This window comes from Pontivivens ytuae (genome assembly GCF_015679265.1).
Classification (GTDB): domain Bacteria; phylum Pseudomonadota; class Alphaproteobacteria; order Rhodobacterales; family Rhodobacteraceae; genus Pontivivens; species Pontivivens ytuae.
Genome location: NZ_CP064942.1, coordinates 1,252,455 through 1,269,863, shown reverse-complemented (window position 1 = coordinate 1,269,863; position 17,409 = coordinate 1,252,455). Strand labels below are relative to the sequence as shown.

Sequence of the window (17,409 nt, the reverse complement as noted above, 5' to 3'; positions counted from 1 at the left end):
GATCGCCGCGCTGCCGGTTTTCCTGTTTAGTCTTGGGTTGCCGAGGCGTCGTCTTCGGCGTCCGGTTTCTGATCGCCACTTTCGTGCTCGGGCTGAACCTCCGGCCGCGGGACGAGGCGGAAATGCTCCATGCGGTTCCTCAGTTGCATTGCACTCGACTGCAGCGACTGGGCCCGCCGCGCGCCCGCTTCGGCGAGCCGCGCCTGACCTTGGGTTGCGTCGTCCATTGCCGTGATGGAGCTCGTGATCTCGGTGACCGAGGTCGACTGCTCCTGCGCCATGTCGGAGATGCCGACCATCGCCCGGTTCATGTCGTCGAGCGTGGTGGAGATGGCGGTCAGTGCTTCGTTCGTGCGGGTCACGCGGACGCTGCCGGTCTCGATATGCGCGCCGCTCTCCTTGATGAGGGCCGAGATGTCCGCGGCAGCGTTGGCAGAGCGCTGGGCGAGGTGGCGGACCTCGGCCGCGACGACGGCGAAACCGCTGCCGCTGTCGCCGGCGCGGGCCGCTTCGACGGCCGCGTTCAGGGCCAGCAGGTTGGTCTGGAAGGCGATGGAATCGATGACGGAGATGATCTCCTGCATGCGCCGCGACGCGACCTCGACCTCGCCCATGGCGACGCGGGTCTCTTCGGCCACGGCGGCCGCGGCGCGGCCCTGTTCGGCGGCGCGGGACGAAAGGTCGCGCACGTCCTGGCTGTGCGACGACGTGGTGGCGATGGCGACCGACATCTCCTCCATCGTGGCGCTGCTTTGCTGGAGGGCGGCGGCCTGCGCGTCTGCGTCTTCGGAGAGGGTGGCGGCATCTTCCGTCACCTGGCGGCTGAGCTTTGCCAATGCCTCGGCCGTGAGGTGGATGTCGCTCACCATCTCGCCCAGCGTGGCGAAGGACTTGTTGATGTCGCTTTGCAGGCGGGCGAAGGCGCCGGTGAACTCGCCCTCCATCCGGTGGGTGAGGTCGCCCGCGGCAAGGGCCGCCAAGGCGCGGGTCACGGCGGCGAGCCCCTCTTCGAAGACGGCGCACATCCGGTTGAGGGCGTGGGCGGCGTCGGCGAGATGGCCGCCGCCGGTCACATCGACCCGATGGGTGAAGTCGCCGTCCATCGCGGCGCCGACGAGATTGGTGATCTCCATCTGGAGGAGCCGGGCCTCGGTCCGGTCCTGCCATTGCAGCACGACCACGTCGATCGTTCCGTCATCGGCGAGGATCGAGCGAACCCGTAGGTCGAAATGCCGTCCGTGGCGGGTGTCGGCGAGGGCGATGTCGTGCTCCTCGCAGAAGCAGCGGTGCACGTCGGGGTTGGTCTCGACGAGGTCATGCAGCGCGCCGGAGCAGTCGTCGCCCAGAACCTCCAGCGCGCCGCGGGTGGCGTAGACCACGGCGTCCGGCGCGCTTGCGATGACAAAGACGACGCCGGAACTGTCGAGCGCGTCCTGGATGCGCCGGGCCATGCGCCCGCGCTCGTCGATGCGGCGGATGCTGCGGGCCATGTCGCCGTATTCGTCCGTCCTGTCGTCGGGGATGGTGCGGGCGGGCTGGTCCGACGCGATGTCGTTGACGGCCCGGTCGAGCCGGGCCAGCGGGACGAGCAGAGACCGCACGATGATGACGGAGACCATGATCGCCGCCGCCATGATCGAGGCGACGAGGACCAGGATGCGCGTCTGCAGCACCGACACCTTTTCCTGCCCGCGCTGCCCCGTGGCCTGCTGATCAGCGACGAGGCCCGTGACCAGCCGGTCGAGGCTGTCATGCGTCTCCTCCCGCATGAACTGCAGCGCGTTGATCTTGGTGGGGAAGATCGAGGTGCTGAGCTCGTGCAATTCGGCGAGCCGGGGCGGGATCTGCGGCAGCGCCTCGCGCAGCGTGCCGACCTCCTCGCTCAGCGACGAGGGCGCGAGCGCGCGCAGTTGCGAGACGTCGGCGGTGGCGAGGCTCAGGAGGCGCAGCACCTCCTCGTCCGCGCCGTTGACGATGGAGACGGGCTGCTCGCGCGCCAGCGCGTCGGAGAGGTGGTTGGTCAGGCGCTGCGCGATGTTCTCGAGCGCGAAGTTCTCCTCCGCCGCCGGCGAGGTGGCGATGCCCGCGGCGATCTCACGCAGCGCCTCCATCTCGGCCACGATATCGGCGGTAGAGGTCTCGATCCGGGTGCGTAGGTCGACCGCATCGGCGTAGACCGAGCGATAGGCGCCCACATCGGCGACGATGTCGCGCATCGCCGCGATCCGCTGCTCATCGAAGTCGCCGGAGATCGCGCCGGGGCCACTCTCCTCCTCGATCCGGGCGAGCTCCCGCTCCGCGAAGTCGCGCAAGGTGTGCTCGTCGGAGAGCAGATCCTGGATCGCGGCGCGGTCGGCCTCGGCAAAGTCGTCGCGCAAGGCATCGACGATCGTCATCGCCTCGACCCGCTGGAGCTGGGTTTCGAACTGTCCCTGCACGCGGCCGAGCGACGTCCGCACGTCCAGGACGAGGGCCAGCATCATCGGGATGACGACGATATAGCCCAGTGCGATCCGGCGTTTGACCGTGAGTCTCATTCGATCGGGATCCCTTCATGCCCGCATGGCAGAGGGATCCCTTAACCCCGAAGGTCTTAATCGGGGCCTAATTCGCCGGGTCGAAGGCCGGGTCGTGCTTGAGGAGCGGCATGAACTTGGCCATGTCGGGCCCGCGCTCCATGCCGGAGATCGCCTTGCGCAGCGGCATGAAGAGCGCCTTGCCCTTGCGGCCCGAGCGTTCCTTCATCGTGTTGGCCCAGTTGGACCAGCTCTCCTGCGTCCAGGGGCGCGGCGGCAGGTTGGCGAGGGCGTCCGCGATGAACTCGGCGTCCTCGTCCGCGACGAGCGGCGTGGCCCCCTCCTGCGTGATGGTCCAAAGGGGAACGGCGTCGGCGAGGACCGTCACGTTCTCCCGCGCCATGTCCCAGAAGGCCGGCGCGTCGTTACCCGTGATGCCATGCGCGGCGAGGCGGTCGGCGACGGCGTCGTAGTCGAGGCCGTGCAGCGTGCGGGCGGTCAGCGGCTTCAGGTCCTCCGCATCGAACTTGGTCGGAGCGGCGCCGAACTTCGAGAGGTCGAAGCCGTCGATCAGCTCCTGATGCGTCGTGCGCAGCTCCACCGGGTCGGCGGAGCCGAGACGGGCCATGTGGCTGAGGATCGCCATGGGCTCGATCCCCGCCGCGCGCAGGTCGCGCAACGCGAGCGTGCCGAGCCGCTTGGACAGCGCCTCGCCCTGCGGGCCGGTCAGCAGGGAATGGTGGGCAAAGGTGGGCGCGGTGTACCCCAGCGCCTCGATGATCTGGATCTGGGTCGCGGTGTTGGTCACGTGGTCGGAGCCGCGGACCACGTGGGTGATGCCCATGTCGGTGTCGTCCACCACGCTCGCCATGGTGTAGAGCATCTGCCCGTCGCCGCGGATCAGCACCGGGTCGGAGACGGAGGCCGCGTCGATCGAGATCGGGCCGAGGATCGCGTCCTCCCACTCGATCCGGTCGTGATCGAGCTTGAAGCGCCAGTGGCCGCCACGCTCGGCACGCAGGCGGTCCTTTTCCTCCTCGCTCAGCTCCAGCGCTGCGCGGTCATAGACCGGGGGCTTGCCCATGTTGAGCTGCTTCTTGCGCTTGAGGTCGAGCTCGGTCGGCGTCTCGAACGCCTCGTAGAGACGGCCGTCGGCGCGCAGCTTGTCCGCGATCTCCTCATAGCGGCCGAGGCGGGAGGACTGCGTCTCCTCCCGATCCCAAGTGAGGCCGAGCCATTCGAGATCCTCACGGATCGCGTCCTTGTACTCGTCCTTCGACCGCTCCGGATCGGTGTCGTCGAGCCGCAGGATGAACGTCCCGCCCGCCTGTCGCGCGATCAGCCAGTTGAAGAGGGCTGCGCGCAGGTTCCCGATATGGAGGTAGCCGGTGGGCGAGGGGGCGAAACGGGTGACTGTCATGGACGGCTTTCGGCTCTGAACGATTGCGCGGCCTCCATAACGGTTTCGGCCGGGGCATTTAAGTAGGAATGTGAGATCACGATGACGCCGAGCCCGCCGTTGAGCGCCATCTGGCAGCGCGCGAGGAGCGGCAGCGTCTCCGGCCGCCGCGGGGTGAGGCGCAGGCCGCCGCCGCCGCTGTCGATCACCGCGACCTCCACGATCTCCCGCCAGGGCAGGGGACCGATGGAGTAGGCGGGGACCTCGATGCCCGTCTCGTCGAGGATGAGGCTCGGCCGCCCCATCGGCCCGACGATCAGCCCGGTGAGGATGCCGCCCGCGCCGACCCCGGCCAGCGCGAGGAAGGCGGGGGCCGCGACCAGCCCGGCCCAGCCCGAGAAGACCAGCCACAGCCAGATCGGCGTGGCGAGCCCGATCAGCAGCACCAGCGCGCCGCCCGGGATCAGGAGCGCGCGGATGCCCGGCGAGGGCGTGAAGCTCATGAAGGATCGGGTCATGCCGCAGCGGAGCGCACCGCGCCCTGCGCCGTCAAGCGCCCTTGCGCGCGCACCCCGCTTGCCTATCGTCGGGACATGGACGAACCCGACATCCTGCCGCCCGGCCTCGCGGAGATCGAGGCGATGGCGCGCCGGGCGCTCGACGCCCTGCCGGCGGAGATCCGGGAGCAGTGCGGTGACGTCGCCCTGAGGATCGAGGATTTCGCGGAGCAGGAGGTGCTCGACGGTCTCGGCATCGAGGATCCGTTCGAGCTGACGGGGCTCTATGACGGCGTCGCCCTGACCGAGAAGTCGGTAGCGGATCAGCGCGAGGGGCCGGATCAGGTCTTTCTCTACCGCCGTCCGATCCTCGAGGAGTGGATCGACCGCGGCGATGTGGGGCTGGAGGAACTGGTGTCCCACGTCCTCGTTCACGAGATTGCGCATCACTTCGGATGGTCGGATGAGCGCATAATGCAAATCGACGACTGGACGCGGTGACGTAGCGTTCGGTCACACTTGGCGAAAAATCGCCGATTTTTAGCGTGGCGCAACGCCGGTGGCATGGAAATGCGTCAGTCTGAGCTATCTGCGAATGCCGTGGGGCATTTGATGCAAGTCACGGTTCTATAAAGAGATTTTCCATGGGGGCGACACGCCAATGATTATCCGCCGGTTGATCGGGGCGATCTTTCGGACCTTCTTTTTCCTTCTGATCCTGGCCGTGGTCGCCGTGGGCGGCGTGCTCTACTGGGGCCTTCGCGATCTGCCGATCGACGACATCCTGAGCCGCACCAACAGCCCGATCATCGCGCTGGAGGCGACGGATGGCACGCCGCTGGTGCGCCGCGGGCCTTCGCGTGGCGTGCCCACACCCTATCGCGACTTCCCGGAGCATCTGGTGCAGGCGGTCGTCGCGGTGGAGGATCAACGCTTCTTCTCCCACTACGGGGTCGATCCGCAGGGCATCGCGCGGGCGTTTCGGGAGAACCTGATCGAGGGCCGCGTGGTGCAGGGCGGCTCCACCATCACGCAGCAACTCGTGAAGAACGTCTATCTCGACGATGCGCAGACGCTGAAACGCAAGGTGCAGGAGGCGGTGCTCGCCGTCGTGATCGAGCGGCGGATGTCGAAGGAGGAGATCCTCACCCGCTATCTCAACAACATCTATCTGGGCGCGGGCTCGACCGGGGTGCCCGCGGCGGCGCGGCGCTACTTCAACAAGCCGGTCTCCGAGCTCACCCTGCCCGAATCGGCGATGATCGCCGGGCTGATCCGCGCGCCGTCGCGGCTCAACCCGATCTCCAACCTCGAGGCGGCGCGGGCGCGCAGCCTGATCGTGCTCGACCTGATGGTGGAGAACGGCGCGATCACGGCGGAGGAACGTGACGCCGCCCGCGCCACGGTGGTTGAGCTCGACCCGACGGAGCCGGACCTCGGCGCCGGGGGCTGGTTCACCGACTGGGTGATCGGCGAGGCGCGCGAGGTGGCGGGCGGCTTCGGCGGCGCCATGACCTTCCGCACCACGCTCAATCCGCGCCTGCAGCGGATCGCGCAAGGCGTGGTGGACGAAGCGCTCGACGAGTTCGGGGAGGAGATGGGGGTGGAGCAGGCTGCCCTTGTTGCCCTGCGCCCCGACGGCGCGATCCTCGCCATGATCGGTGGGCGCGACTACCAGGCGAGCCAGTTCAACCGGGCGACGCAGGCGGAGCGGCAGCCGGGCTCGACCTTCAAGATGGTGGTCTACTACGCGGCGCTGAAGGCGGGGTACTCACCGAACTCCATCGTCTCGGACCGGCCGGTGGCGATCGGCGACTATGAGCCCGGCAACTACAACGACCGCTTCTTCGGCGACGTGACGCTGGCCGAGGCGCTGGGCCGGTCGCTCAACGCGGCGACCGTGAACCTCGCCATGGAGGTGGGGCTGGAGAATGTGGTCGACGCGGCGCGGGAGCTCGGCATCGACGCCGATATGCTGGCGACGCCTTCGGTGGCGCTCGGCACCTCCGCGATCACGCTGCTGGACATGACCGGCGCCTATGCCTCGATCCGTGCGGGGCGCGCGCCGATCGAGCCCTGGGGCATCGAGAATTTCGAGGTGGACGAGACCGGCCGCGTCTTCCGCGTAGGGCCGTCGCGGCGGCCGCAGCACGACCTCTCCCCGGTGCTCGTCGACATCACCGGCATGCTCGCCATGGTCGTGGAGCGCGGCACCGGGCGGCGCGCGCAGCTCGAAGGGCAGTTCGTGGCGGGCAAGACGGGGACGACGCAGGATTACCGCGACGCCTGGTTCATCGGCTTCAACGCGCCGCTGATCGTGGGGGTGTGGGTCGGCAATGACGACTACACGCCGACGGAGGATGTGACGGGCGGCAGCCTGCCCGCGATCATCTGGAACCGCTTCCTGACCGAGGTCCAGACCGACGAGACCATCGATCCCGCGGAGCTCGCCGTGGCGGAAGAGGATGAGAACGCCGCACCCATCTGCAACGTCCAGCTTTGCGCGCAGACCTACCGGTCGTTCCGCGTGTCGGACTGCACCTTCCAGCCCTATTCGGGCCCGCGGCGGCTCTGCACGCGGTAGGCGCCGCGGCTCAGAGGCCGTTCGCCTCCAGCAACTGCGCGTATTCCGCCGGCGTCAGCCCCTCGGGAACGCTGGAGGCGCGCGCGACCTGCGCCTGCGTCCGTCGGATCAAACGCGCGGGCTGCACGTCGATGGTCTGGATGCTGTTGAGATCGGCCAGGCGCGGCGTGTCGAACGCCTCGCTGTCGATCAGGTCGCGGGCCTGCATCGGGGCCTGCCACGCCGTGTAGTCGAGGTTGTTGCGGGTGAGCCGCGATTCCATCCGGCGATTGTCCTCGATGAACTGCGCCGCCCGGGCGTAGGTCACCGGATCGTCGAAGCCTTGTGCCGCCACCGGCGCGCCGCCAAGCGTCGCCAGCGTGATGACTGCGGTAGAGAGGGCCTTGGTGAGCATGGGTGAGCTCCTCGTTTCGACGCCATAAGCCATTGCCTGGCCTGACGAACTAACGAACGAGCTGCCGGATCGTTCAGTCGGCCGCGGCGATTTCCGCCTCGCTTTCGCCATCGGGATGGGCCGTGACGAGATCGAGCACGCACTCGGCCCGAGGCGCCACCGGCGGGTCGAGGCACAGATCGCGCGCGACCGCGAACGCGGCGAGGACCTTCGGAACGTAGGCTCTCGTTTCGGCGAAGGCCGGGACGCCGCTGGCGCGATCGACCGCGCCTGGACCTGCATTGTACGCCGCGAGCGCCAGAATTGCATCGCCCTCATGAGCGAGGAGTTGCCGACTTAAGTAGCGTGCGCCGCCCGCGATGTTCTGCGCGGCGTCGAGCGGGTTCTCCACCCCGACTTCCCGCGCCGTCCCCGGCATGAGCTGCATGAGCCCGACCGCACCCTTCGGACTGATCGCATCGGCCCGCCCGGCGGACTCGGTGGCGATAACGGCGAGCAGCAACGCCTGGGAGAGGCTGCTGCGCGCGTAGGCCCGGTCGAGCGCCGCGCGGTTCTCCGCCGCGATCCGGGTGAGCGTCGCGGCACTGGGGCGTCCGACGGGACCTTCGGCGGCGGCGCGCCAGGCCTCCCCGAACCTCATCCGGTCGGCGGCGGCGCGCTGGGGCGACATCACCTCCCAATACCAGGGCGCTGAATCCTGCGGCCGCGTGACGGACGGGCTGGCAGGTGCGCCCCCGAACAGATCGATGACCCCACCCCGCGGCCGGTTCGCAAGCTCAGACGAGACCGACCGGAACTGGATCGACGATTGCCCCAGTGCGGGCAGGGCTGTCACTGCAATCCCAAGCGCAGTGACGAAGATGCGCAGTACTGTCCTGACCATGGTGGAAACGTCCCTTGGACAAAGCTCTTACATCTCAGCGTGTCACATACGATGACGCTACGTGAGAGTTGTTTTCCTTTTCGTCAGACTTTGAGTCGCGAGCGCCACATTCAGGCCGCATTTCCCAGGAAATTTCACCCTGCGATTGAGTTCATGGGCCTGTGGGGACGCCCAATTCAGGTCACAAAGCCTGGTTAAGAATCTCTCAGTCGCCGCTGACACAGCCAAAGGCAATCGGCGATAACGTGAAACGGGATCTCTTGGAGGGGATACAAATGTTCAAGTTCATCAGCAAGTTCCGCAAGGAAGAGTCCGGCGCCGTGACCGTGGACTGGGTTGTGCTCGCGGGCGCTGTTGTGGCTCTGGCCATCGGTGTGGTCGCAACGGTTGAGGGTGGCCTCGAGACTGCAGCAACGGGTGTGAACAACCAGCTGAGCAACGCGGTTAACACCCTGCAGGATCAGAACCTCGGCAGCTAATTTCGCGTCCCAATGTAGTCATCACCGCTTTTGTGTTTCTCACGTGGGGTTGCGGTGGCCTACATGATGCGATCCGAGTCCAATCTACCTAATTGCCGCCGCCTTGCGGCGGCAATTTTTATGAATGCTGGAGGCGGGGGCGCCAGCCGTTGAGGTCTGTGAGGCGGCATGGAGCTATCGGCCATGAAGCAAGAACTGTCTTCCTTTCTGCGCGACACGGATGGGGCGGTTACCGTCGACTGGGTTGTGCTTGCTGGTGCCGTGGTTGCGCTTGCAATCGGAACCGTCGCGATCGTGGAGCCCGCTCTAGATGAAAGTGGGCAGGTCGTGAGCGACAGAATTGAAAACACTGTGGATACCATGTTTGGATCCTAAGGCTTCAGTCTCTGTGCCGCTGGCGTTGGAGCCCTGACCGCAAGCGATCCGGTTTCAGCCCCAGCAACACAGAGCTGATCTCGCCGTCGTTCGTTACGATTTGGGGGTAGTAATGCGACTCGTCTTTCTTCTTTTCCTCGTCGCGGGTCTGGGGCTCGCCGGATTTGCCGTCCTTGCAGCGAAGCAACGCTTTGATAGCTACGAAGAGGCGCTCGCGCGCTCGCAGCAGGCAGAGCAGCAGCAGCAACAATACGTTCCTGTGGTGGTCGCACGTCGGCAGCTTGCTTACGGCGCGACGCTAACGCCGGATATGGTGGGGATCTTGAATTTTCCGCAGCAGGCGGTGAACGAGGACTGGTTCAGCTCGCGCGAGGAGATCTTTGGCGAGAGCTCGGAGCCGCGGCAGGTCCTCCGTGTCATTGAACGCGGTGAACCGATCATGAGCATGAAAATCACAGGTTTCGGGCAACAGGCGGGAATGGCCGCTCGCCTTGGTGAGGGTTTTCGGGCCTTTACGATCCGCGTCGATGTCGCATCGGGCGTTTCGGGTTTCCTAAAACCGTCAGATCGTGTGGACGTGTTCTGGTCAGGTCGCTTTCGGGGCGAGGCTGTGACCCGGCTGATCATCGAGAATCTCGAGCTTATCGCCATCGACCAAATCTCCGATTCCGATCGCAACCGACCGATGGTCGCGCGGACGATCACCGTGAAGGTAACGCCCGAACAAGCGGCGACGCTGGCCCAAGCCCAGTCGTCCGGCGCGCTGTCGCTCAGCTTGCGCGGCCTCGGGGACGAGACCGTCACCGGCGATCTGGAGATCAATCTGGATGATGTCGTGGGTTACGTAGCACCTGAGCCGGTTGCAGCACCCGCACCGGTTGAGCGCCGCACTGTAACGATCCGTCGCGGCACGGAATCCTCCGATACCATCACCGTCGACTAAGGCCCACTTCCGGGCTGTTGCTGAAATCCCATAGTAGAGTCTCCCCCTAACCTCTTGATTCTTGCCTTTTTTCGGAAATGGGGCACGATCAAGCCATCGAGACGCCTCACAAGACGGGCGTAACACTACAGGTTGTGGGTCAGGAGAATTCGGCAACATGTCCTTGGGGAAATTGATTCGAGGCGGCGTGCTCTGCATCGCAACCGTCCTCGGTACAACAGCAGCTGAGGCCCAGTCGGGAACGGTCCTCAGCGTCGTGCGCGGCGCGGTGGCGGAGAACATCGCCGTCACTGTCGACCGCGCGATTGTCGTCGAGACCTCGGTGCCGGTCAGTGAGCTCAGCCTCGCCAATCCGCGCATCGCAGACGTGGCGGTTCTCAACGAGACGAGCCTCTACGTGCTGGGCCGTGCGGCCGGCCGGACGACGCTCACGCTCATCGGCATCAACGGGCAGCTGATCACCAACGTGGAGATCCGCGTCACCCCCGACATCGCCGAGTTCAAGGAGCGTCTGGCCGACATCCTGCCCGGCGAGCCGATCGAGGTTCGCACCGCAGGCGCGGGCATCGTGCTCTCGGGCCGTGTCTCCGGCGCGCGCAAGGTTGCGCGGGCGATGGAACTCGCGAACCAGTATGCGCCCGAGAATGTCACCAACCTCATGACCGTGGGCGGCACGCAACAGGTGATGCTCAAGGTCCGCTTCGCCGAGATGAACCGCAGCGTGAGCCAGCAGCTCGGCTTCGGGATCGGGGTGGCCGCATCCGCGGGTGACTTCGGGGGCATTCTGGGTAGCGGCAGCCTTTCGGGCGGTCCTGATGCAGTGCTGAACAACGGCTCCGTCGGTGACGGAAGCCCAATCACCTTTCCGATCGGAGCGGATGCCTTCGGCGGTCTTGGTGTGGCGTTCCGAACCGGTGACGTTGCAATCGATCTCGTGATCGACGCGTTGGAGACCGACGGCCTGGTTCGCACTTTGGCAGAGCCCAATCTTATCGCCCTGTCCGGCGAAAGCGCAGAGTTCCTAGCGGGCGGCGAAGTGCCGATCCCGGTTCAGGACGAAGATGGAATCACGATCGACTACCGTCCGTTTGGCGTTCAGCTCGGCTTCACGCCGCTTGTAATCGATGACGACCTCATCAATCTGTCGATCGCGACCGAGGTCAGTGCAATCGACTCCAACGTCGTCGTGACGTCGGGCGGCACGACGGTGAATGGGTTCTCTACCCGTTCTGCGTCAACCACGGTCGAGATGCGTGACGGGCAGACCTTCGCCATCGCGGGCCTGTTGCAGGACGACTTCGCAGACAGCGTCGCGCAGGTTCCAATTCTGGGTGACATCCCGATCCTCGGCACGCTGTTCCGCTCGGCCGAGTTCCAGCGGAGCCAAACGGAGTTGGTGGTTCTCATAACGCCCTACCTGGTTTCACCGACCGATGGCGAACTGCTCGCCCTGCCGACCGATCGCGTCCGCATTCCGAACGAGCGCGAACTGTTTCTGCTCGGCCGCGTTGCGGGTGAAGGCTCCGCTATTGCATCTCAGGACTTCGAGGGGGACTATGGCTATGTCCTGGAATAAAATCTGTTTGCCTATTTTCGCCGCTGCGGCTCTGGGTGCGTGTTCCTATGACGAGGCGGGGCTCACCAGCACGTCGCCCGGCTTTGGCGAGGCTGTTGCTACGAACCACGCGGTCCAAGTGGGCTACGCCACCGAAGGCGCGCTGTTCGATGCCCTGTCCGCCCGGTTCGAACAGCAGGTTCCCACCACGGTGAACTTCGACTTCAACCGGTCGACGCTGGGCCCTGAGGCGCGTGCGATCCTTGATCAGCAAGCCAACTGGCTGCGCAACCATCCGGAAGCGCGCCTGCGGGTTGAAGGTCACACCGACCTCGTGGGCGGTGAGAACTTCAATCTCAGTCTCGGCCTGCGTCGCGCCGAATCTGCAGTGGCTTACCTGGTGAGTCGCGGCGTGGATCGGAGCCGACTCGATGCGGTCTCGACCTTCGGCGAGACGATGCCGGTTGTTGCTACGGAGCAACGTGAGCGGCTCAATCGTCGTACCGTTACCCGCGTGGCGGGTATTGCGGCGGAACTGGCGGGCAGTGGTTTCGATGGTAAACGCGCCGTCAACATCTACGATGCCTATGTCAATAAAGACGCCATCGTCGATATTGAGTTCGCTTCGGGCGAATAATCGCATCAGGACTTGCCGATGAGTTGTGTCGGCAAGTCCCTTCTTGTTCAGCTTGTTTTTTGGGCAAAAATCCGCCTATGGTTGTAGCTACTAGCGCCTGGTCCGGTGCTTGTGGCAAATGTGGGGGATCAAAAGGTGCTGAAGACACCCTTTGATCGGTTGCGGACCTTTCTCGGTGACGCGCGGGGGGCGATCACCGTCGAATTTGTGGTCACGCTGCCGATTCTATTGGCTGCGCTTGGCTTTGCCGAGCAATATGGAAATGCGATGCGGGTTCGCAACTCGATGGACGTTGCGGCGCGAGACGCTGCGCGCTTCATCTCGCGGGCGCCAATCAACGAAAACACGCGTACTGTGGATGATCAATTCATATGCACGGCGCGTCAGATTATCACGCTGCGCTTGGCCGGTCGTGTGACGCTGTCGGATGGGTCTGGTGATGGGCGATCGGCAGCAGGGTGCACAGGCCTATACACCGACGACTCGACGGGTGAGCTCTCAACGGGCCTCGACGGTGAATTTCTGTCGGACTCGATCCTCATCCTGCCATCGGAGACGGAAACGATTGTAGCCATTGTCGCTGCCGTCGAATTTCCCTTCGTCAATCTCATCGGGTTTCGCGAGAAAGACGTTTCGTTCTCGGTCACCGCGGGAGGCGCAGCCCGGATCGATTACATCGACCTCGTCGTTCGCGACATTCCGGAAGGTATAGCGATGACCGCGATCGAAACGTGGCCGAGGACGGACTGATGATCGCGCGTATTTCAGCTTTTCTGCGCCGGCTTGCCAAAGATGAGCGCGGATCGTCGACGGTCGAGTTTGTCATCATCTTTACGCCGCTGATTATGCTAATCTTCCTAATCCTGCAGGTCTCAATTTCGTACCACTGGGCATTGAGTGCTCAGAAGGGCGTCGAGATGGCAGCGCGCATGGCGTCGGTGCAGCCTCCCTTGGCAACGAATTTGGTTCAGGAGACCGGTTTGGGGACGTTTCCCATAAACCGAACGCCTGAGGATGGTTTTGAGCCAGGCGACCCGTGTGTGAGTGGGGCCTGCGCTCCGATCGCCAACGTTGTTTGCAGTGGGGCAGCTATGATTGCCGCCGTGGGTCCACTCGATCCTCTTCGTGGCACTGGCGCCGTCGCAAACGGTTGCTCGGTCGATCGCTTTCTCGATCTCTACAACGAGATTGACCGGTTCGCGTATCAGCTCGCCCATGACAGCTTCGCAGTGTCCTATGTGGACTCCGGACTGGGGAATGCGGGCCAGCCTTACATTCCGCTTATTATTCTAGCGATCAATCCAGACGAAACTCCGGTGGTGCTGAGTTTCTTCAGCGGCAACACAGCGACTTGGTCCGAGGACTCGGAGGGCAACGCAACGGCAACAATCGAGCAGCGGAGCGCCGAGCGCACCGACGTGCAGATGGACATTCCTCAGATCATCGCCACGATTGTCGCCGAAGATCTGGGAATTTGAGCGAGTACGACGTCCGAAATGGCATTGCTTAAGAAAGAGACCCGCCCTGTCGAGGCTCTGGCGGTCGCGCGCAGCATCGAGGAATTCGATCTGCTGATCGAGGATCTGGACGCGGAGTATCCGGGTGCATGGAGTTCCGCGACCCTCGACGGTGCGCCGAACGCGGTGGAGCAGCTCGACCTCGATATCGTCGATGTGCTGATCGTCGCCGTGCAGCAGGAGGACGAGAACGCGCTTGAGCCGTTCGAGACCGTGATCGCCGCCGGCAAGCAGCGCGGCATCGCCGTGCTTCTAGTGGTCGACGAGGTCTCGCCCACGACCATGCACCGGTTGGTGCGCGGTGGGGCAGACGACTTTGCACCCTATCCGATGGCCGAGGGCATCCTCGCGGAGACCCTGTCGCGGATGCGCGAGCGTCCGGCGACCCCGCAGGCTGGTGGCGGAAATGGCGCGGGCCGGAACGGGATGGTCCTGCCGGTCTACGGTGTTGCCGGTGGTGTGGGCGCCACGACCTTCGCGGTGAACCTCGCCTGGGAAATGGCGCAAGCGCCGCGCAAGGTGGATCGCAAGGTCTGCCTTATCGATTTCGACCTGCAGTTCGGCAGTGTGGCGACCTATCTCGACCTCGCCCGGCGCGAGGCGACGATGCAGCTCCTCGCGGAGCCCGAGGGCCGCGACACCGCGGCGATCGTCGACGCGATGGCGACCTACAAGAACAAGATGTCGGTCCTGACCGCCCCGCCCGAGGCAGTGCCCTACGAGATCATCGAAGGGCCGGACGTCCAGCAGATCCTCGACGTGGCGGCTGCCACCCATGACTTCGTCATCGTGGACATGCCCGGAAGCCTCGTCGGCTGGTCCAGTGTCGTGCTGGAGCGGGCGGAAACCTACTTCACGGTCATGGAGATCGACATCCGGTCGGCGCAGAACATGCTGCGCTTCCTCCGCGCGCTGAAGGCGGAGGATCTGCCGATCGAGAAGCTGCAATATGTGCTCAACCGGGCACCATCGGGGATGGGAAGCGGCAAGTCGCGGGTCAAGCGCATGGCCGAATCCCTTGGCATCGAATACAACGTAATGCTTCCGGACGGTGGCAAGGCCGTGCCCAATTCCTGCGATCAGGGCGCACCCTTGTCCGAAACGTCGGGAAGCAATGCACTGCGCAAGGAAATCCGCAAAGTCGCACGCTCGCTGGTCGAACTGGCAGATCAGCAGAAGGCGGCTCGGGTCTAGGGCAGCTCGCGGGGGGAGTTAGAGTAAGCCATGTTCTCACGCTATCAGAAGTCCGGGCAGACCGTCCGCCCGCAAGCCGCACCCGCGCTGGAGAAGAAGGCGCCGGTGAACCCGTCGGCCACGCCGGCGCCGCCGAAGATCGCGCGGCCCAAGGCCGCCTCGCCCGCTGATGACGCGGATCGTGAGCGCGAAACGCGGCGCCGCGCGCGGCTTCTCGACATCCGGATGGAGCTGCACAAGCGGCTCTTGGAGACGCTGAACCTCGCCGTCATCGACAAGGTGGGCGAGGGCGACCTGCGCCGCGAGATCAGCTCGATCGTCCGCGAGGGTCTGCGCGACCAGGGCATCGTCCTGAACGCGGGCGAGACCGAGCAGCTCAACAACGACCTCTATGACGAGGTCACGGGCCTCGGTCCGCTGGAGCCGCTGCTCAAGGATCCGACGGTCAACGATATCCTGGTGAACTCGCACCGGCAGGTCTTCGTCGAACGGGCCGGTAAGCTGCAGCTCACCGACACCGTCTTCAAGGACGAGAAGCACCTGCTGCGCGTCATCGACAAGATCGTCTCCGCCGTGGGCCGGCGCGTGGACGAGTCCAACCCCTACGTCGACGCCCGCCTGCCCGACGGCTCGCGTTTCAACGCGCTGGTCCCGCCTTGTGCGGTCGATGGCCCGCTCGTCTCGATCCGGAAGTTCTCCAAGGACAAGCTGTCGATCGACGAACTGATCGGATTCGGCGCTTTCACCGAGGAGATGGCCGCCTATCTGCAGGCCGCCGTGTCCACCCGCCTCAACATCATCGTGTCGGGCGGTACGGGTTCGGGTAAGACGACGACGCTGAACGCGCTGTCCTCCTTCATCGACAATTCCGAGCGGATCGTGACGATCGAGGATACGGCGGAGCTTCAGCTCCAGCAGGTCCATATCGGCCGCATGGAAAGCCGCCCGCCCAACGTGGAGGGCCGCGGCGAGGTCACGCAGCGCGACCTGTTGCGCAACGCGCTGCGGATGCGTCCCGATCGCATCATCGTGGGGGAGACCCGCGGTGACGAGGTCATCGACATGCTGCAGGCCATGAACACGGGCCACGACGGCTCGATGACCACGATCCACGCGAACTCCGCCCGCGACGCGGTCTCCCGTCTGGAGAACATGATCGCGATGACCGGGGTCGAGATGCCGATGATCGCGTCGCGGACGCAGATCGCGGCGGCTGTGAACCTCCTCGTGCAGGTCAGCCGTCTTCAGGATGGTTCGCGCCGCATGCTCTCCATCACCGAGCTGACGGGCATGGAGGGCGAGATCGTCTCCATGCAGGAGATCTTCAAGTTCAAGCGCATGGGCCTCAACGAGGACGGCAAGATCGAGGGTTATTTCACCGCGACCGGCCTGCGTTCCACCCATTCCGAGCGTTTCAAGCATTGGGGCTTCGAGTTGCCGAACTCGATCTACACCCCCGTGAGGACCGAGTAATGAGTTTCGAACCGCTTATCTATGCAATGATCTTCGTCGGCGTTCTGCTGAGCGTCGAAGGTCTCTACCTCCTCATCTTCGGGAAGTCCGTCCGCCTCGACAGCAAGGTGAACCGGCGTCTCGACCTTCTGGAGAAGGGCGAGGATCCCGAGGACGTGCTGGAGACGCTGCGCGCCGAGCGCGACCAGCACCGGCGCAACACCGGCATCCCGGTCATGGCACCGCTCTACGAGCGGGCGGCCCAGGCCAACATCGCCTTCACGCCCACCGGCATCATGATCGTCATCGGCGTCATGGCGGTGATGGTGTTCGTGGCGCTCACCATGTTCTCCTCCGCCGCGCTGATCCTGCGGATCGGCCTGTCGGCGCTGATGGGCTACTCCGCCGTCTATCTGTGGCTCAACAACAAGGCCAAGAAACGGATGGAGCTCTTCGAGGAGCAGTTGCCCGACGCGGTCGAACTGATCGTCCGCTCCCTGCGCGTCGGCCACCCGTTCTCCTCCTCTATCGCCATCGTTGCGCAGGAGATGCCCGACCCGCTGGGCACCGAGTTCGGCATCATCGCCGACGAGGCGACCTACGGCATGGACATCAACGAGAGCCTTCAGCGCATGTCCGAGCGGATCAACGTGCAGGATCTGCGTTTCCTTGCCGTCGCGGTGTCGATCCAGTCGCAGTCCGGTGGTAACCTTGCCGAGGTGCTCGCAGGCCTCGCGGCCGTGATCCGCTCGCGCTTCAAGCTGTTCCGCCGGGTGAAGGCGATCACGGCGGAGGCGCGCTGGTCCGGCTGGTTCCTGTCGATGTTCCCGGTGATGGCGATCATCATCATCCAGCTCGTCGAGCCGGACTACTACGATGATGTCGCCAACACGTCGATGTTCACGCCGGCCATGATTGCGGTTGGCGTCTTCCTTGTGGCCAACGTTCTGTACATGCGGGCCATGGTGAACATTAAGGTCTGAT

General features: G+C 64.8%; 17 protein-coding genes. 12 read left to right on the top strand and 5 right to left on the bottom strand.

The window, feature by feature from the left end:
• Positions 1–26 precede the first annotated feature (26 nt).
• The 3 genes from I0K15_RS06095 to I0K15_RS06085 all read right to left on the bottom strand — a co-directional run bounded on the left by I0K15_RS06095 (position 27) and on the right by I0K15_RS06085 (position 4,433).
• Positions 27–2,537 (bottom strand): methyl-accepting chemotaxis protein, encoded by a 2,511-nt coding sequence (locus I0K15_RS06095; RefSeq protein ID WP_196104507.1) that lies wholly within the window; start codon positions 2,535–2,537, stop codon positions 27–29.
• A 67-nt stretch (positions 2,538–2,604) separates the two neighbouring features.
• Positions 2,605–3,936, bottom strand: coding sequence for a glutamate--tRNA ligase (gltX, locus tag I0K15_RS06090; protein WP_196104506.1), 1,332 nt, complete (start codon positions 3,934–3,936; stop codon positions 2,605–2,607).
• Positions 3,933–4,433 (bottom strand): hypothetical protein, encoded by a 501-nt coding sequence (locus I0K15_RS06085; protein WP_196104505.1) that lies wholly within the window; start codon positions 4,431–4,433, stop codon positions 3,933–3,935. The genes gltX and I0K15_RS06085 overlap by 4 nt, the downstream gene beginning before the upstream one ends.
• A 75-nt stretch (positions 4,434–4,508) precedes the next feature.
• Here I0K15_RS06085 and I0K15_RS06080 point away from each other — a divergent pair, with 75 nt between their 5' ends.
• Positions 4,509–4,913: a metallopeptidase family protein gene (locus I0K15_RS06080; protein WP_196104504.1), complete on the top strand. Its 405-nt coding sequence runs from the start codon at positions 4,509–4,511 to the stop codon at positions 4,911–4,913.
• Positions 4,914–5,073: 160 nt separating this feature from the next.
• The gene (locus tag I0K15_RS06075; RefSeq protein WP_196104503.1) at positions 5,074–6,996 is read left to right on the top strand and encodes a PBP1A family penicillin-binding protein; all 1,923 of its coding nucleotides are present in this window, start codon (positions 5,074–5,076) and stop codon (positions 6,994–6,996) included.
• 10 nt (positions 6,997–7,006) lie between these two features.
• On the opposite strand, the gene I0K15_RS06070 is transcribed toward I0K15_RS06075, so the two are convergent.
• Both I0K15_RS06070 and I0K15_RS06065 read right to left on the bottom strand, forming a co-directional pair.
• Positions 7,007–7,390 carry a hypothetical protein gene (locus tag I0K15_RS06070; RefSeq protein WP_196104502.1) on the bottom strand — a complete coding sequence of 128 codons (384 nt, stop codon included), beginning with the start codon at positions 7,388–7,390 and terminating at the stop codon, positions 7,007–7,009.
• Positions 7,391–7,463: 73 nt separating this feature from the next.
• Positions 7,464–8,273 (bottom strand): lytic transglycosylase domain-containing protein, encoded by an 810-nt coding sequence (locus tag I0K15_RS06065; RefSeq protein WP_196104501.1) that lies wholly within the window; start codon positions 8,271–8,273, stop codon positions 7,464–7,466.
• A gap of 275 nt (positions 8,274–8,548) precedes the next feature.
• On the opposite strand from I0K15_RS06065, the gene I0K15_RS06060 reads away from it, so the two are divergent.
• The 10 genes from I0K15_RS06060 (at position 8,549) to I0K15_RS06015 (ending at position 17,408) form a co-directional block, all read left to right on the top strand.
• The gene (locus tag I0K15_RS06060; protein WP_196104500.1) at positions 8,549–8,752 is read left to right on the top strand and encodes a Flp family type IVb pilin; all 204 of its coding nucleotides are present in this window, start codon (positions 8,549–8,551) and stop codon (positions 8,750–8,752) included.
• A 183-nt stretch (positions 8,753–8,935) separates the two neighbouring features.
• Positions 8,936–9,127: a Flp family type IVb pilin gene (locus I0K15_RS06055; RefSeq protein WP_196104499.1), complete on the top strand. Its 192-nt coding sequence runs from the start codon at positions 8,936–8,938 to the stop codon at positions 9,125–9,127.
• Between the two features lie 112 nt (positions 9,128–9,239).
• On the top strand, positions 9,240–10,070 hold the full coding sequence (gene cpaB, locus I0K15_RS06050; RefSeq protein ID WP_196104498.1) for a Flp pilus assembly protein CpaB: 831 nt from the start codon (positions 9,240–9,242) through the stop codon (positions 10,068–10,070).
• Between the two features lie 157 nt (positions 10,071–10,227).
• Positions 10,228–11,646, top strand: coding sequence for a type II and III secretion system protein family protein (locus I0K15_RS06045; protein WP_196104497.1), 1,419 nt, complete (start codon positions 10,228–10,230; stop codon positions 11,644–11,646).
• Positions 11,633–12,262 (top strand): OmpA family protein, encoded by a 630-nt coding sequence (locus I0K15_RS06040; RefSeq protein ID WP_196104496.1) that lies wholly within the window; start codon positions 11,633–11,635, stop codon positions 12,260–12,262. Before I0K15_RS06045 ends, I0K15_RS06040 begins: the two co-directional genes overlap by 14 nt.
• Before the next feature lie 135 nt (positions 12,263–12,397).
• Positions 12,398–13,012 carry a TadE/TadG family type IV pilus assembly protein gene (locus tag I0K15_RS06035; protein WP_196104495.1) on the top strand — a complete coding sequence of 205 codons (615 nt, stop codon included), beginning with the start codon at positions 12,398–12,400 and terminating at the stop codon, positions 13,010–13,012.
• Positions 12,994–13,740, top strand: coding sequence for a TadE/TadG family type IV pilus assembly protein (locus tag I0K15_RS06030; RefSeq protein ID WP_230374307.1), 747 nt, complete (start codon positions 12,994–12,996; stop codon positions 13,738–13,740). Before I0K15_RS06035 ends, I0K15_RS06030 begins: the two co-directional genes overlap by 19 nt.
• A gap of 18 nt (positions 13,741–13,758) precedes the next feature.
• Positions 13,759–14,973 (top strand): CpaE/TadZ family protein, encoded by a 1,215-nt coding sequence (locus I0K15_RS06025; protein WP_196104493.1) that lies wholly within the window; start codon positions 13,759–13,761, stop codon positions 14,971–14,973.
• A gap of 30 nt (positions 14,974–15,003) precedes the next feature.
• Positions 15,004–16,446, top strand: coding sequence for a TadA family conjugal transfer-associated ATPase (locus I0K15_RS06020; protein ID WP_196104492.1), 1,443 nt, complete (start codon positions 15,004–15,006; stop codon positions 16,444–16,446).
• Positions 16,446–17,408, top strand: a complete 963-nt coding sequence (locus I0K15_RS06015; RefSeq protein ID WP_196104491.1) for a type II secretion system F family protein — start codon at positions 16,446–16,448, stop codon at positions 17,406–17,408. The genes I0K15_RS06020 and I0K15_RS06015 overlap by 1 nt, the downstream gene beginning before the upstream one ends.
• The last annotated feature ends 1 nt before the right edge of the window (position 17,409 follow it).

Coding starts and splice junctions, on each gene's coding strand:
- I0K15_RS06095 (WP_196104507.1), bottom strand. CDS start 2,537: ATGAGACTCACGGTCAAACGCCGGATCGCACTGGGCTATATCGTCGTC.
- gltX (WP_196104506.1), bottom strand. CDS start 3,936: ATGACAGTCACCCGTTTCGCCCCCTCGCCCACCGGCTACCTCCATATC.
- I0K15_RS06085 (WP_196104505.1), bottom strand. CDS start 4,433: ATGACCCGATCCTTCATGAGCTTCACGCCCTCGCCGGGCATCCGCGCG.
- I0K15_RS06080 (WP_196104504.1), top strand. CDS start 4,509: ATGGACGAACCCGACATCCTGCCGCCCGGCCTCGCGGAGATCGAGGCG.
- I0K15_RS06075 (WP_196104503.1), top strand. CDS start 5,074: ATGATTATCCGCCGGTTGATCGGGGCGATCTTTCGGACCTTCTTTTTC.
- I0K15_RS06070 (WP_196104502.1), bottom strand. CDS start 7,390: ATGCTCACCAAGGCCCTCTCTACCGCAGTCATCACGCTGGCGACGCTT.
- I0K15_RS06065 (WP_196104501.1), bottom strand. CDS start 8,273: ATGGTCAGGACAGTACTGCGCATCTTCGTCACTGCGCTTGGGATTGCA.
- I0K15_RS06060 (WP_196104500.1), top strand. CDS start 8,549: ATGTTCAAGTTCATCAGCAAGTTCCGCAAGGAAGAGTCCGGCGCCGTG.
- I0K15_RS06055 (WP_196104499.1), top strand. CDS start 8,936: ATGAAGCAAGAACTGTCTTCCTTTCTGCGCGACACGGATGGGGCGGTT.
- cpaB (WP_196104498.1), top strand. CDS start 9,240: ATGCGACTCGTCTTTCTTCTTTTCCTCGTCGCGGGTCTGGGGCTCGCC.
- I0K15_RS06045 (WP_196104497.1), top strand. CDS start 10,228: ATGTCCTTGGGGAAATTGATTCGAGGCGGCGTGCTCTGCATCGCAACC.
- I0K15_RS06040 (WP_196104496.1), top strand. CDS start 11,633: ATGTCCTGGAATAAAATCTGTTTGCCTATTTTCGCCGCTGCGGCTCTG.
- I0K15_RS06025 (WP_196104493.1), top strand. CDS start 13,759: ATGGCATTGCTTAAGAAAGAGACCCGCCCTGTCGAGGCTCTGGCGGTC.
- I0K15_RS06020 (WP_196104492.1), top strand. CDS start 15,004: ATGTTCTCACGCTATCAGAAGTCCGGGCAGACCGTCCGCCCGCAAGCC.
- I0K15_RS06015 (WP_196104491.1), top strand. CDS start 16,446: ATGAGTTTCGAACCGCTTATCTATGCAATGATCTTCGTCGGCGTTCTG.